The sequence below is a fragment of the Streptomyces sp. NPDC037273 genome (genome assembly GCF_055603625.1).
Map to the genome: position 1 here is coordinate 97,951 of NZ_JBVJVO010000002.1, position 15,053 is coordinate 113,003.

Sequence of the window (15,053 nt, forward strand, 5' to 3'; positions counted from 1 at the left end):
CATGAGCAAGATCCTTATCCGCGGTGCGAAGGTCCTCGGCGGCGAGGCCCAGGACGTCCTGATCGACGGCGAGACCATCGCCCAGGTCGGAACGGGCCTGTCGGCCGAGGGCGCGAGCGTCGTCGAGGCCGAGGGCCAGATCCTGCTGCCCGGCCTCGTCGACCTCCACACCCACCTGCGCGAGCCCGGCCGCGAGGACTCCGAGACCGTCCTCACCGGCACCCGCGCCGCCGCCTCCGGCGGCTACACCGCCGTCTTCGCCATGGCCAACACCCACCCGGTCGCCGACACCGCCGGTGTCGTCGAGCAGGTCTACCGGCTCGGCAAGGAGTCCGGCTACTGCGACGTGCAGCCCATCGGCGCCGTCACCGTCGGCCTGGAGGGCAAGAAGCTCGCCGAGCTCGGCGCCATGCACGACTCCGCCGCCGGCGTCACCGTCTTCTCCGACGACGGCAAGTGCGTCGACGACGCCGTGATCATGCGCCGCGCCCTGGAGTACGTGAAGGCCTTCGACGGCGTCGTCGCCCAGCACGCCCAGGAGCCCCGCCTCACCGAGGGCGCCCAGATGAACGAGGGCATCGTCTCCGCCGAGCTCGGACTCGGCGGCTGGCCGGCCGTCGCCGAGGAGTCGATCATCGCCCGCGACGTCCTCCTCGCCGAGCACGTCGGCTCCCGCGTCCACATCTGCCACCTCTCCACCGCCGGCTCCGTCGAGATCGTCCGCTGGGCCAAGTCCCGCGGCATCGACGTCACCGCCGAGGTCACCCCGCACCACCTCCTCCTCACCGACGAGATGGTCCGCTCGTACAACCCGGTCTACAAGGTCAACCCGCCGCTGCGCACCGAGAAGGACGTCCTGGCGCTCCGCGAGGCCCTGGCCGACGGCACGATCGACATCGTCGCCACCGACCACGCCCCGCACCCGCACGAGGACAAGGACTGCGAGTGGGCCGCCGCCGCCATGGGCATGGTCGGCCTGGAGACCGCGCTCTCCGTCGTCCAGCAGACCATGGTCGAGACCGGCCTCCTCGACTGGGCGGGCGTCGCCGACCGGATGTCCTCCGCCCCCGCCCGCATCGGACGGGCCACCGGCCACGGACGACCCGTCTCGGCTGGTGAGCCCGCGAACCTGACGCTGGTCGATCCGGCATACCGTGGTGTCGTGGACCCCGCGGACTTCGCCTCCCGCAGCCGCAACACCCCCTACGAGGGTCGCGAGCTGCCGGGACGCGTCACCCACACCTTCCTGCGGGGCCGGGCAACGGTCGTGGACGGGAAGCTGGCGTGACACCACTCATCACCATCGCCGCACAGGCGGCGGACCAGAAATCGGCGGAGGTCACCGACTGGGCCGGCCGGATCGGCTGGGTCGCGGGACTGCTGCTCTTCGTCGCCTTCGTCTACTGGCTGATGCGCCAGGGATGGAAGTGGCGCGGCAGCCTCCAGTCCGACCTGCCCGAGCTCGCCGCCGTGCCGGAGCACCCCGGTGAGGCGACACTGACTCTCAGCGGGCGCTACCACGGCTCCACCACGGCCGGTCAGTGGCTCGACCGGATCGTCGCCCACGGCCTCGGCACCCGCAGCCGCGTCGAGCTCACGCTCACCGACGCCGGGATCTCGGTCGTACGCCCCGGGGCGAACGACTTCCTCATCCCGGCCGGCGCACTGCGCGAGGCCCGCCTCGACAAGGGCATCGCCGGCAAGGTCCTCGCCGAGGGCGGTCTGCTGATCGTCACCTGGGCGCACGGCGACAAGCTGCTCGACTCGGGCTTCCGCTCCGACCGGGCGGCCGAGCACACCGCCTGGGTCGAGGCCATCAACTCCATGAACCACACCACCACGACGGAAGGCATCGCACGATGACGACCTCCACAAGGGGAGCCGCCAAGACTCCCGCCGTACTCGTCCTGGAGGACGGCCGCATCTTCCGCGGCCGCGCCTACGGGGCCGTGGGGGAGACCTTCGGCGAGGCCGTGTTCTCCACCGGCATGACCGGCTACCAGGAGACCCTCACCGACCCGTCGTACCACCGCCAGGTCGTCGTCATGACCGCCCCGCACGTCGGCAACACCGGCGTCAACGACGAGGACCCCGAGTCCGGCCGCATCTGGGTCTCCGGCTACGTCGTCCGCGACCCCGCCCGCGTCTCCTCCAACTGGCGCGCGCAGCGCTCGCTGGACGAGGAGCTGGAGCGCCAGGGCGTCGTCGGCATCTCCGGCATCGACACCCGCGCCCTCACCCGCCACCTCCGCGAGCGCGGCGCCATGCGCGTCGGCATCTTCTCCGGCGGACAGCTCGCCGACGACGCGGCCCTCCTGACGAAGGTCCAGGAGCAGCCGCAGATGAAGGGCGCGAACCTCTCCGCCGAGGTCGCCACCAAGGAGACGTACGTCGTCCCCGCGATCGGCACGAAGAAGTTCACCGTCGCCGCCGTCGACCTCGGCATCAAGGGCATGACCCCGCACCGGATGGCCGAGCGCGGCATCGAGGTCCACGTGCTGCCCGCCACCGCCACCGCCGAGGACATCTACGCGGTGAACCCGGACGGCGTCTTCTTCTCCAACGGCCCCGGCGACCCGGCCACGGCCGACGGCCCCGTCGAGGTCATGCAGGAGGTCCTGCGCCGCAAGACCCCGCTGTTCGGCATCTGCTTCGGCAACCAGATCCTCGGCCGCGCCCTCGGCTTCGGCACGTACAAGCTGAAGTACGGCCACCGCGGCATCAACCAGCCGGTCCAGGACCGCACCACCGGCAAGGTCGAGGTCACCGCGCACAACCACGGCTTCGCCGTCGACGCGCCGCTCGACAAGGTCTCCGAGACCCCCTTCGGGCGGGCCGAGGTCTCCCACGTCTGCCTGAACGACGACGTCGTCGAAGGCCTCCGGCTGCTCGACCAGCCCGCCTTCTCCGTCCAGTACCACCCCGAGGCGGCCGCGGGCCCGCACGACGCCGCGTACCTCTTCGACCGCTTCGTATCCCTGATGGAGGCCGAGCGTGCCTAAGCGCACCGATATCCAGTCCGTCCTGGTCATCGGCTCCGGCCCGATCGTCATCGGCCAGGCCGCCGAGTTCGACTACTCCGGCACCCAGGCGTGCCGCATCCTCAAGGCCGAGGGCCTGCGGGTGATCCTGGTCAACTCCAACCCGGCCACGATCATGACCGACCCGGAGATCGCCGACGCCACCTACGTCGAGCCGATCACCCCCGAGTTCGTCGAGAAGATCATCGCCAAGGAGCGCCCCGACGCCCTCCTGCCCACCCTCGGCGGCCAGACCGCGCTCAACACCGCGATCTCCATGCACGAGCAGGGCGTCCTGGAGAAGTACGGCGTCGAGCTCATCGGCGCCAACGTCGAGGCCATCAACAAGGGCGAGGACCGCGACCTCTTCAAGGGCGTCGTCGAGGCCGTCAAGGCCAAGATCGGCTACGGCGAGTCCGCCCGCTCGGTCATCTGCCACTCCATGGACGACGTCCTCAAGGGCGTCGAGACGCTCGGCGGCTACCCCGTCGTCGTCCGCCCCTCCTTCACCATGGGCGGCGCCGGCTCCGGCTTCGCCCACGACGAGGACGAGCTGCGCCGCATCGCCGGCCAGGGCCTCACGCTCTCCCCGACCACCGAGGTGCTCCTGGAGGAGTCCATCCTCGGCTGGAAGGAGTACGAGCTGGAGCTGATGCGCGACAAGGCCGACAACGTCGTGGTCGTCTGCTCCATCGAGAACTTCGACCCGATGGGCGTCCACACCGGTGACTCGATCACCGTCGCCCCGGCGATGACGCTCACCGACCGCGAGTACCAGCGCCTGCGCGACATCGGCATCGCGATCATCCGCGAGGTCGGCGTCGACACCGGCGGCTGCAACATCCAGTTCGCGATCGACCCGGTCGACGGCCGGATCATCGTCATCGAGATGAACCCGCGCGTCTCCCGCTCCTCGGCGCTCGCCTCCAAGGCGACCGGCTTCCCGATCGCCAAGATCGCGGCCCGGCTCGCCGTCGGCTACACGCTGGACGAGATCCCGAACGACATCACGGAGAAGACCCCGGCGTCCTTCGAGCCCACGCTCGACTACGTCGTCGTCAAGGCCCCGCGCTTCGCCTTCGAGAAGTTCCCGCAGGCCGACTCCACCCTCACCACCACGATGAAGTCCGTCGGCGAGGCCATGGCCATCGGCCGCAACTTCACCGAGGCGCTGCAGAAGGCGCTGCGCTCCCTGGAGAAGAAGGGCTCGCAGTTCACCTTCGTCGGCGAGCCCGGCGACAAGGCTCTCCTCCTGGAGGAGGCCGTCCGTCCGACCGACGGCCGCATCAACACCGTCATGCAGGCCATCCGCGCCGGCGCCACCCCGCAGGAGGTCTTCGACGCCACGAAGATCGACCCGTGGTTCGTCGACCAGCTCTTCCTGATCAAGGAGATCGCCGACGAGCTGGCCGCCGCCGAGAAGCTGGAGCCCGAGCTCCTCGCCGAGGCCAAGCGCCACGGCTTCTCCGACGCCCAGATCGCCGAGATCCGCGGCCTGCGCGAGGACGTCGTCCGCGAGGTCCGGCACGCCCTCGGCGTCCGCCCGGTCTACAAGACGGTCGACACCTGCGCCGCCGAGTTCGCCGCCAAGACGCCGTACTTCTACTCCTCGTACGACGAGGAGACCGAGGTCGCGCCGCGCGAGAAGCCCGCCGTGATCATCCTGGGCTCCGGCCCGAACCGCATCGGCCAGGGCATCGAGTTCGACTACTCCTGCGTCCACGCCTCCTTCGCGCTCAGCGACGCCGGCTACGAGACCGTGATGGTCAACTGCAACCCGGAGACCGTCTCGACGGACTACGACACCTCCGACCGCCTGTACTTCGAGCCGCTGACGCTCGAGGACGTCCTCGAGATCGTCCACGCCGAGACGCTGGCCGGCCCCGTCGCCGGTGTCGTCGTCCAGCTCGGCGGCCAGACCCCGCTGGGTCTGTCGCAGGCGCTCAAGGACAACGGCGTGCCGGTCGTCGGCACCTCCCCGGAGGCCATCCACGCCGCCGAGGACCGCGGCGCCTTCGGCCAGGTCCTCGCCGAGGCCGGCCTGCCCGCTCCCAAGCACGGCACCGCGACCACCTTCGCCGGCGCCAAGGCCATCGCCGACGAGATCGGCTACCCCGTCCTCGTACGCCCGTCGTACGTGCTCGGCGGCCGCGGCATGGAGATCGTGTACGACGAGGCCCGCCTGGAGTCGTACATCGCCGAGTCCACCGAGATCAGCCCCACCCGGCCGGTCCTGGTCGACCGCTTCCTCGACGACGCCATCGAGATCGACGTCGACGCGCTCTACGACGGCGAGGAGCTCTACCTCGGCGGCGTCATGGAGCACATCGAGGAAGCCGGCATCCACTCCGGCGACTCGGCCTGCGCGCTGCCCCCGATCACCCTCGGCGGCTTCGACATCAAGCGCCTGCGCGCCTCCACCGAGGCCATCGCCAAGGGCGTCGGCGTCCGCGGACTGATCAACATCCAGTTCGCCATGGCCGGCGACATCCTGTACGTCCTCGAGGCGAACCCCCGCGCCTCCCGGACCGTCCCCTTCACCTCGAAGGCGACCGCCGTACCGCTCGCGAAGGCCGCCGCCCGCATCTCGCTCGGCGCCACCATCGCCGAGCTGCGCGCCGAGGGCCTGCTGCCGAAGAACGGCGACGGCGGCACCCTGCCGATCGACGCGCCGATCTCCGTCAAGGAGGCCGTGATGCCGTGGAGCCGCTTCCGCGACATCCACGGGCGCGGCGTCGACACGGTCCTCGGCCCGGAGATGCGCTCCACCGGCGAGGTCATGGGCATCGACGCGGTCTTCGGCACGGCCTACGCCAAGTCGCAGGCCGGCGCCTACGGCCCGCTGCCCACCAAGGGCCGCGCGTTCATCTCCGTCGCCAACCGCGACAAGCGCTCGATGATCTTCCCGGCCCGCGAGCTCGTCGCCCACGGCTTCGAGCTGCTCGCCACCTCCGGCACCGCCGAGGTCCTCAAGCGCAACGGCATCAACGCCACGATCGTGCGCAAGCTCAGCGAGGGCGAAGGCCCCAACGGCGAGAAGACGATCGTCCAGCTGATCCACGACGGCCAGGTCGACCTGATCGTCAACACCCCGTACGGCACCGGCGGCCGCCTCGACGGCTACGAGATCCGTACGGCCGCGGTGGCGCGCAGCGTCCCCTGCCTCACCACGGTCCAGGCGCTCGCCGCCGCCGTCCAGGGCATCGACGCGCTCAACCGGGGCGACGTCGGCGTCCGATCGCTCCAGGAACACGCGGAGCATCTGATCGCGGCCCGCGACTAGCAGCCCGTACGAAGAGGGGGACACCGGAAACACCGCGGTGTCCCCCTCTTCATGACCTGGATGACCTGGAGCCACCCATGTACAAGTTCTTCTTCAACCTCGTCTTCAAGCGGATGGACCCGGAGGAGGCCCACTACCTGGCCTTCCGCTGGATCCGGCTCGCGGCCCGCGTCCCCGTCCTGCGCACCTTCGTCGCCGCCGTCCTCGCGCCACGGTACGAGGAGCTGCGCACCGAGGCCCTCGGCCTGCGGATGCACGGCCCGTTCGGCCTGGCCGCCGGCTTCGACAAGAACGCCGTCGCCATCGACGGCATGTCGATGCTCGGCTTCGACCACATCGAGATCGGCACGGTCACCGGCGAGGCCCAGCCCGGCAACCCCAAGAAGCGCCTCTTCCGGCTGGTCCCGGACCGCGCCCTGATCAACCGCATGGGCTTCAACAACGAGGGCTCCGCCGCCGTCGCCGCCCGCCTGGCCGCCCGCAACCCGGTCTTCAAGACCGTCGTCGGCGTCAACATCGGCAAGACCAAGGTGGTCCCGGAGGAAGAGGCCGCCGCCGACTACGTGAAGTCGACCGAACGCCTCGCCGCCCACGCCGACTACCTCGTCGTCAACGTCTCCTCGCCGAACACCCCCGGCCTCCGCAACCTGCAGGCCACCGAGTCGCTCCGCCCGCTGCTCACGGCCGTACGGGAGGCCGCCGACCGCGCGGTCACCGGCCGCCGGGTCCCGCTCCTCGTCAAGATCGCCCCCGACCTGGCCGACGAGGACGTCGACGCGGTCGCCGACCTGGCCCTGGAACTCGGCCTCGACGGCATCATCGCCACCAACACCACCATCGCGCGCGAGGGCCTCGGCCTGAAGTCCGACCCGGCCCTGATCAAGGAGACCGGCGGCCTCTCCGGCGCACCCGTCAAGGAGCGCTCCCTCGCCGTCCTGCGCCGCCTCCACGCGCGCGTGGGCGACCGTCTGGTCCTGGTGGGCGTCGGCGGCATCGAGAACGCCGAGGACGCCTGGCAGCGCATCCTGGCCGGCGCCACCCTCGTCCAGGGCTACAGCGCCTTCATCTACGAGGGCCCGTTCTACGCCCGCGCGATCCACAAGGGCCTCGCCGCGCGCCTGAAGGCCTCCCCGTACGCCACCCTCGCCGAGGCCATCGGCGCCGACAACCGAAAGGCCGCCAAGTGAGTCTCACCTTCGGATCCCGCCTGCGCACCGCCATGGACGAGCGCGGCCCCCTCTGCGTCGGCATCGACCCGCACGCCGCCCTGCTCGACTCCTGGGGCCTGAGCGACGACATCGCCGGCCTGGAGCGCTTCACCTTCACCGTCGTCGAGGCGCTCGCCGACACGGTGGCCGTCTTCAAGCCGCAGGCCGCCTTCTTCGAGCGCTTCGGCTCGCGCGGTGTCGCCGTCCTGGAGCGGGCCGTCACCGACCTGCGCGCGGCCGGCGGCCTGGTCGTCATGGACGCCAAGCGCGGCGACATCGGCTCGACCATGGCCGCGTACGCCGAGGCCTTCCTGCGCAAGGACTCGCCGCTCTTCTCCGACGCGCTCACGGTCTCCCCGTACCTCGGCTACGGCTCCCTGAAGCCGGCCGTCGACCTGGCCCGCGAGTCCGGCGCCGGCCTCTTCGTGCTCGCCCTCACCTCCAACCCGGAGGGCGCGGAGGTCCAGCGGGCGGTCCGCGAGGACGGCCGGACCATCGGCGCGACCATGCTGGCCCACCTGGCGGCGGAGAACGCGGGGGAGACCCCGATGGGCTCCTTCGGCGCGGTCGTCGGCGCCACCCTCGGCGACCTGTCCTCCTTCGACCTGGACATCAACGGGCCGCTACTCGCCCCCGGCATCGGCGCCCAGGGCGCGACCCCCGCAGACCTCCCCGCCGTCTTCGGCTCCGCGGTCCGCAACGTCGTCCCGAACGTCAGCCGCGGCGTCCTGAAGCACGGACCGGACGCGGCCGCTCTGCGGGACTCGGCTCACCGGTACGCGGACGAGGTGCGGGCGGCCGTCGGCGCGTAGCGGTCCGCGCGAGAGCGCTTACCGGCTCCGTCGGCGATCCGATCCGGGGTGCCCGGACAAGCCGCAGGTGGGAGCCGTTACGGCCCGGTGGGACGACCCGTCTCGCCGGGCCGTCTCACTACTTGACGAAATCTTGGCTCAAAACCGGGTCGTTATGCCGGAAAAGTCCCGGTCAGTCGATGCTGACCAGGACTTTTCCGCTGTTCTCGCTGACGGGAGCGGCCTCGGCCGCTAGTCTCCGGGGCAGAGCAGGCGTTCAGCGACCACTCCGTTGGGCGTTGCTCCACTGGTGTGGGGCGCTGGTTCCTCACTGGTCCGTATCCGACAGATCGACATCCGAGGTGACGTAGGCGTGGCTCTTCCGCCCCTTACCCCTGAACAGCGCGCAGCCGCGCTCGAGAAGGCCGCCGCGGCTCGCCGGGAGCGGGCCGAGATCAAGAATCGACTCAAGCACTCCGGCGCCTCCCTCCACGAGGTCATCAAGACCGGTCAGGAGAACGACGTCATCGGCAAGATGAAGGTCTCCGCCCTCCTCGAGTCCCTGCCGGGCGTGGGCAAGGTCCGCGCCAAGCAGATCATGGAGCGCCTCGGCATCTCCGAGAGCCGCCGCGTCCGTGGTCTCGGCTCGAACCAGATCGCCTCCCTGGAGCGCGAGTTCGGCAGCACCGGCGCCTGATCCGGGACACGCGTCCCGGGCACACCGGTAAAGCTGGAATAATCGCTGCATGGCAGCAGAGGTACGTCCGCGGCTGACCGTGCTCTCCGGCCCCTCAGGGGTCGGCAAGAGCACGGTCGTCGCACATATGCGCAAGGTCCACCCCGAGGTCTGGCTCTCGGTGTCGGCGACGACACGGAAGCCCCGCCCCGGCGAGAAGCACGGCGTCCACTACTTCTTCGTGACGGACGACGAGTTCGACAAGCTGATCGCCAACGGTGAGCTCCTCGAATGGGCCGAGTTCGCGGGGAACCGCTACGGCACCCCGCGCGGCGCCGTCCTCGAGCGGCTCGACTCCGGCGAGCCCGTTCTCCTGGAGATCGACCTCCAGGGGGCCCGCCAGGTGAAGGACTCCATGAGCGAGTCCCAGCTGGTCTTCCTGGCCCCGCCGAGCTGGGACGAGCTGGTCCGCCGGCTCACCGGCCGCGGGACCGAGTCGGCCGAGGTCATCGAGCGCCGCCTGGCGGCCGCGAAGGTCGAGCTGGCGGCCGAGTCCGAGTTCGACACCACGCTCGTCAACACCTCCGTCGAGGACGTCGCGCGCGAGCTGCTAACGTTGATGCACGTTGTCTGATCTTTTTTCCATCTTCGGAAGGTAGAGCGTGTCCTCTTCCATGACCGCGCCCGAGGGCATCATCAACCCGCCGATCGACGAGCTGCTCGAGGCCACGGACTCGAAGTACAGCCTCGTGATCTACGCTGCCAAGCGCGCGCGTCAGATCAACGCGTACTACTCCCAGCTCGGCGAGGGCCTGCTGGAGTACGTGGGTCCGCTCGTCGACACCCACGTCCACGAGAAGCCGCTCTCGATCGCCCTGCGGGAGATCAACGCGGGTCTGCTGACGTCCGAGGCCATCGAGGGCCCGGCGCAGTAAGCACGTATCGCTTGTAACGCTTGTCACCTCAGGCCCGGCGGAACATCCGCCGGGCCTGTGGTGTCTCATGGAGTCGTACGCATCCGAGTGCGGGGAGTGGCAGTGGTGACCAAGCCGAAGGTCGTTCTGGGGGTCAGCGGCGGAATCGCAGCCTACAAGGCGTGCGAGCTGCTGCGCCGGCTCACCGAGTCGGGCCACGACGTCCGCGTCGTGCCCACCGACTCGGCCCTGAACTTCGTCGGCGCCGCCACCTGGTCCGCGCTCTCCGGCCACCCCGTCTCCACCGAGGTGTGGGAGTCCGTCCACGAGGTGCCCCACGTGCGGATCGGCCAGGGCGCCGACCTCGTCGTCGTGGCGCCCGCCACCGCCGACATGCTCGCCAAGGCCGCCCACGGCCTCGCCGACGACCTCCTCACCAACACGCTGCTCACCGCGCGCTGTCCGGTCGTCTTCGCCCCCGCCATGCACACCGAGATGTGGGAGCACCCGGCCACCCAGGAGAACGTGGCCACCCTCCGCCGCCGCGGCGCCATCGTCATCGAGCCCGCGGTCGGCCGCCTCACCGGCGTCGACACCGGCAAGGGCCGGCTCCCCGAGGCCGCCGAGATCTTCGAGGTCTGCCGGCGGGTCCTGAACCGGCACGGCATCGCCGCCGACCTCGCCGGCCGTCACGTGGTGGTCAGCGCGGGCGGCACCCGCGAGCCCCTCGACCCCGTGCGCTACCTGGGCAACCGCTCCTCCGGCAAGCAGGGCTACGCGCTGGCGAAGGCCGCCGCCGCCCGCGGCGCCCGGGTGACCCTGGTCGAGGCCAACACCGGCATCCCCGACCCGGCCGGCGTCGACGTGGTCCACGTCGGCACCGCGCTCCAGCTCCGCGAGGCCGTGCTCAAGGCCGCCGCCGACGCCGACGCCGTGGTGATGGCCGCGGCCGTCGCCGACTTCCGCCCGGCCGTCTACGCCGCCGGGAAGATCAAGAAGAAGGACGACGGCGGCGCCCCCACCGTCGAGCTGGTCCGCAATCCGGACATCCTCGCCGAGCTGTCCGCCGACCGCGTCCTGCCCGGCCAGGTCGTCGTGGGCTTCGCCGCCGAGACCGACGACGTCCTCGCCAACGGCCGCGAGAAGCTCCGCCGCAAGGGCTGCGACCTGCTCGTCGTCAACGAGGTGGGGGAGCGCAAGACCTTCGGCTCCGAGGAGAACGAGGCCGTCGTCCTGGCCTCGGACGGCGCCGAGACCCCCGTGCCGTACGGGCCGAAGGAAGCGCTGGCAGAGACCGTCTGGGACCTCGTGCTGCCGCGGCTGCGGTCCGCGACCTGACGGGCTCCGCCCCCGCCGGCGGCGGTCTGCGGGGTGAGGGACCTGACGGGCTCCGCCCCCCCCGCCGGCGGTCTGCGGGGTGACACACCGGAGGCGGGAAACGCCCCGTCCCGAGTGACGTAGGTCCCACCGAACGGGTGATCTTCACCCGCCGGAGGGCGGTTCCGCGCCGCCTGGACCATTCGTCTGTCGAGACACCTGGTCCATAGCGCGACCACGACCGATAGACTGTTCGTGGAACGTCGCGGGGCGCAGCCCCCTGCCGGTCCGCGTCACGTATAGCCAGCAGCCGCTGCAACACCAGGGAGCGTTGTGTCCCGTCGTCTGTTCACCTCGGAGTCCGTCACCGAGGGTCACCCCGACAAGATCGCTGACCAGATCAGCGACACCATCCTCGACGCACTGCTGCGGGAGGACCCCACCTCTCGCGTCGCCGTCGAGACGCTGATCACCACCGGCCTCGTGCACGTCGCCGGTGAGGTGACCACCAAGGCGTGGGCGGACATCCCGACCCTCGTCCGGAACAAGATCCTCGAGATCGGTTACGACTCCTCGAAGAAGGGCTTCGACGGCGCCTCCTGTGGCGTGTCGGTGTCCATCGGATCCCAGTCCCCGGACATCGCCCAGGGTGTCGACACCGCGTACGAGAAGCGGGTCGAGGGCGACGAGGACGAGCTCGACAAGCAGGGCGCCGGCGACCAGGGCCTGATGTTCGGCTACGCCTCGGACGAGACCCCCGAGCTGATGCCGCTGCCGATCCACATCGCGCACCGGCTCTCCCGCCGCCTCACCGAGGTCCGCAAGAACGGGACCATCCCGTACCTGCGCCCCGACGGCAAGACCCAGGTCACCATCGAGTACGACGGCGACAAGGCCGTCCGTCTCGACACGGTCGTCGTCTCCTCGCAGCACGCCTCCGACATCGACCTCGAGTCGCTGCTCGCGCCCGACATCCGCGAGTTCGTCGTCGAGCACGTGCTCAAGCAGCTCGTCGAGGACGGCATCAAGCTCGACACCGACGGCTACCGCCTCCTGGTGAACCCGACCGGCCGCTTCGAGATCGGCGGCCCGATGGGCGACGCCGGCCTCACCGGCCGCAAGATCATCATCGACACCTACGGCGGCATGGCCCGTCACGGTGGCGGCGCCTTCTCCGGCAAGGACCCGTCCAAGGTCGACCGCTCGGCCGCCTACGCCATGCGCTGGGTCGCCAAGAACGTGGTCGCCGCCGGCCTCGCCTCGCGCTGCGAGGTCCAGGTCGCGTACGCGATCGGCAAGGCCGAGCCCGTCGGTCTCTTCGTCGAGACCTTCGGCACCAACACCATCGAGAACGAGAAGATCGAGAACGCCATCGCCGAGGTCTTCGACCTCCGCCCGGCCGCGATCATCCGCGACCTCGACCTGCTCCGCCCGATCTACTCCCAGACCGCCGCCTACGGCCACTTCGGCCGCGAGCTGCCGGACTTCACCTGGGAGCGCACGGACCGCGTGGACGCCCTGAAGAAGGCCGCCGGCCTGTAATCGCCCGCACGAGACCGAGGCCCGGCACCCCCGCGAAGGGGTGCCGGGCCTCGGTCATGCCCGGCTGTCGGTGGCGTCTGGTAGGTATGGGGCTGTGAGCAGCGAGAACGAGAAGTCCGACGAACCCGAGCAGCTCGCGCTCATTCGGGAGACCGTGCGGACGGCGAAGGTGCCGCGGGCGAAGCCGCGGACCTGGCGCGGGGCCGCGCTGGCCAAACGGCTGCCGGTCGCCCGGGTCGTGGTGAACAAGGGGGCGCTCCACCTCGACCAGTTCTTCGACTACGCGGTGCCCGAGGAGCTCGACGAGGCCGCCCGGCCCGGGGTCCGGGTGCGGGTGCGCTTCGGCGCCGGCGCGCACCAGGTGCGGGGCGGGCGGCGCGAGGGCGGGCGGCTGATCGACGGGTTCCTGGTCGAGCGGCGCGCCGAGTCGGACTACTCGGGGCCGCTGGCCGCGCTCGCCGACGTCGTGTCGCCGGAGCCGGTGCTCGGCCCCGAGCTGCTCGGGCTCGCGCGGGCGGTCGCCGACCGGTACGCGGGAAGCCTCGCCGACGTGCTCCAGCTGGCGGTTCCGCCGCGCAACGCCACCGCCGAGCGCAGGCCCTCGCCCGCGCCGCTGCCGCCGCCGAAGGCACCCGAGCCGGGGAGCTGGACGCGGTACGAGCGGGGACCGGCGTTCCTGGACTCGCTGGCCCGCGGCGGGGCACCCAGGGCCGTGTGGAACGCGCTCCCGGGGCCGCACTGGGCCGAGGAGATCGCCCGCGCCGTCGCCGCGACCCTCGCCTCGGGCCGCGGCGCCCTCGTCGTCGTCCCGGACGGGCGGGCGGCCGCGCGGGCCGACGCGGCCCTGCGGGAGGTCCTGGGGGAGGGGCGGCACGCGCTGCTGACCGCCGAGGCCGGGCCGGAGAAGCGGTACGGGCAGTGGCTCGCGGTGCGACGCGGGTCGGTGCGGGCGGTCGTCGGCACCCGGGCCGCCATGTTCGCCCCCGTGCGGGACCTCGGGCTCGTCGTCATCTGGGACGACGGCGACGGCAGCCACAGCGAGCCGCACGCCCCGCAGCCGCACGCCCGCGACGTGCTGATCCTGCGCGCCGGCCACGACCGGTGCGCCTTCCTGCTCGGCGGCACCAGCTGCACCGTCGAGGCCGCCCAGCTCGTCGAGTCCGGCTGGGCCAAGGCGCTGACCGCCGGACGCGAGCAGGTCCGCAAGGCCGCCCCGCTGATCCGGACCGTGGGCGACGGCGAGCTCGCCCGCGACGAGGCCGCGCGCGCCGCCCGGCTGCCCTCGCTCGCCTGGCAGACCGTACGGGAAGGGCTCAAGACCGGCCCGGTGCTCGTCCAGGTGCCCCGGCGCGGATACGTGCCGAAGCTGGCCTGCGAGCGGTGCCGGACACCCGCCCGCTGCCGCCACTGCGCCGGGCCCCTCGAAGCGCCGGAGCAGCAGGAGCTGCGGTGCGGCTGGTGCGGCAAGGGCGCGCCCGACTGGCACTGTGTGGAGTGCGGCTCGAACCGGCTGCGCGCCCAGATCGTCGGCGCCCGGCGGACGGCGGAGGAGCTGGGCCGGGCCTTCCCCGCGGTTCCGGTACGCACCTCCGGACGCGACCACGTCCTCGACAGCGTGCCGGGCCGCCCCGCCCTCGTCGTCTGCACACCCGGCGCCGAACCCGTCGCCGAGGGCGGCTACGCGGCGGCGCTGCTCCTCGACGGCTGGGCGATGCTCGGCAGGCCCGACCTGCGGGCCGGCGAGGAGGCGCTGCGCCGCTGGATCGACGCGGCCTCGCTGGTGCGGGGCCAGGCCGAGGGCGGCACGGTGGTGGTGGTCGCCGAACCGACGCTCCGGCCGGTCCAGGCGCTGGTCCGCTGGGACCCGGTCGGGCACGCCCAGCGGGAGCTGGCCGAGCGGGCCGAGCTGGGTTTCCCGCCGGTCTCCCGGATGGCCGCGGTGACGGGCCCGCCGGAGGCCGTCGAGGGCTTCCTGGCGGCGGTCGCGCTGCCCTTCGACGCGGAGATCCTCGGCCCGGTGCCGCTGCCCGTCGTCCGGCCCGGCGGGCCCCGCAGGCCGGGCGACCCGCCGCCGGGCGAGCAGTGGGACCGGGCCCTGGTCCGGGTCCCGCCGGGCAGCGGCGCGGCCCTCGCGACCGCCCTGAAGCAGGCGCGGGCCGCCCGCATGGCGCGCGGCGGCGGGGAGCCCGTCCGCATCCGCGTCGACCCGCCGGACATCGGCTGAGCGCCGCGGCACAGCGCGGCCGCCCGCGCGTGAGCCCGCACGGGGCGGCCGCCCGTGACCGGAGCGCGCACGGGACGG

General features: G+C 71.8%; 12 protein-coding genes. All 12 read left to right on the forward strand.

Translation table 11 applies throughout. The features are described from left to right. Window position 1 precedes the first annotated feature (1 nt). The 12 genes from ACZ7G1_RS05670 (at window position 2) to ACZ7G1_RS05725 (ending at window position 14,975) form a co-directional block, all read left to right on the forward strand. Window positions 2-1,288, forward strand: coding sequence for a dihydroorotase (locus ACZ7G1_RS05670; protein WP_470879245.1), 1,287 nt, complete (start codon window positions 2-4; stop codon window positions 1,286-1,288). Then, complete coding sequence (locus ACZ7G1_RS05675) at window positions 1,285-1,863, forward strand: PH-like domain-containing protein (protein ID WP_470879246.1); 579 nt, start codon at window positions 1,285-1,287, stop codon at window positions 1,861-1,863. Before ACZ7G1_RS05670 ends, ACZ7G1_RS05675 begins: the two co-directional genes overlap by 4 nt. Then, window positions 1,860-3,002: a glutamine-hydrolyzing carbamoyl-phosphate synthase small subunit gene (gene carA / locus ACZ7G1_RS05680; RefSeq protein ID WP_470879247.1), complete on the forward strand. Its 1,143-nt coding sequence runs from the start codon at window positions 1,860-1,862 to the stop codon at window positions 3,000-3,002. Before ACZ7G1_RS05675 ends, carA begins: the two co-directional genes overlap by 4 nt. Then, complete coding sequence (gene carB / locus ACZ7G1_RS05685) at window positions 2,995-6,303, forward strand: carbamoyl-phosphate synthase large subunit (RefSeq protein ID WP_470879249.1); 3,309 nt, start codon at window positions 2,995-2,997, stop codon at window positions 6,301-6,303. Before carA ends, carB begins: the two co-directional genes overlap by 8 nt. A 77-nt stretch (window positions 6,304-6,380) precedes the next feature. Then, window positions 6,381-7,490 carry a quinone-dependent dihydroorotate dehydrogenase gene (locus ACZ7G1_RS05690; protein WP_470879251.1) on the forward strand — a complete coding sequence of 370 codons (1,110 nt, stop codon included), beginning with the start codon at window positions 6,381-6,383 and terminating at the stop codon, window positions 7,488-7,490. Continuing rightward, window positions 7,487-8,323: an orotidine-5'-phosphate decarboxylase gene (gene pyrF, locus ACZ7G1_RS05695; RefSeq protein WP_470879253.1), complete on the forward strand. Its 837-nt coding sequence runs from the start codon at window positions 7,487-7,489 to the stop codon at window positions 8,321-8,323. Before ACZ7G1_RS05690 ends, pyrF begins: the two co-directional genes overlap by 4 nt. A 352-nt stretch (window positions 8,324-8,675) precedes the next feature. Beyond that, window positions 8,676-8,999, forward strand: coding sequence for an integration host factor (locus tag ACZ7G1_RS05700; protein ID WP_017242220.1), 324 nt, complete (start codon window positions 8,676-8,678; stop codon window positions 8,997-8,999). A gap of 49 nt (window positions 9,000-9,048) precedes the next feature. Next, on the forward strand, window positions 9,049-9,612 hold the full coding sequence (gene gmk, locus ACZ7G1_RS05705; RefSeq protein ID WP_470879255.1) for a guanylate kinase: 564 nt from the start codon (window positions 9,049-9,051) through the stop codon (window positions 9,610-9,612). Between the two features lie 28 nt (window positions 9,613-9,640). Then, entirely contained in the window at window positions 9,641-9,913 is a 273-nt protein-coding gene (gene rpoZ / locus ACZ7G1_RS05710) for a DNA-directed RNA polymerase subunit omega (protein ID WP_017242218.1), read from the forward strand. A 105-nt stretch (window positions 9,914-10,018) separates the two neighbouring features. After that, window positions 10,019-11,230 carry a bifunctional phosphopantothenoylcysteine decarboxylase/phosphopantothenate--cysteine ligase CoaBC gene (coaBC, locus tag ACZ7G1_RS05715; RefSeq protein WP_470879257.1) on the forward strand — a complete coding sequence of 404 codons (1,212 nt, stop codon included), beginning with the start codon at window positions 10,019-10,021 and terminating at the stop codon, window positions 11,228-11,230. A 312-nt stretch (window positions 11,231-11,542) separates the two neighbouring features. Beyond that, a complete protein-coding gene (gene metK, locus ACZ7G1_RS05720; RefSeq protein WP_470879259.1) occupies window positions 11,543-12,751 on the forward strand; it encodes a methionine adenosyltransferase in 1,209 nt (402 codons plus the stop codon). Window positions 12,752-12,845: 94 nt separating this feature from the next. Continuing rightward, window positions 12,846-14,975: a primosomal protein N' gene (locus ACZ7G1_RS05725; RefSeq protein ID WP_470879261.1), complete on the forward strand. Its 2,130-nt coding sequence runs from the start codon at window positions 12,846-12,848 to the stop codon at window positions 14,973-14,975. The last annotated feature ends 78 nt before the right edge of the window (window positions 14,976-15,053 follow it).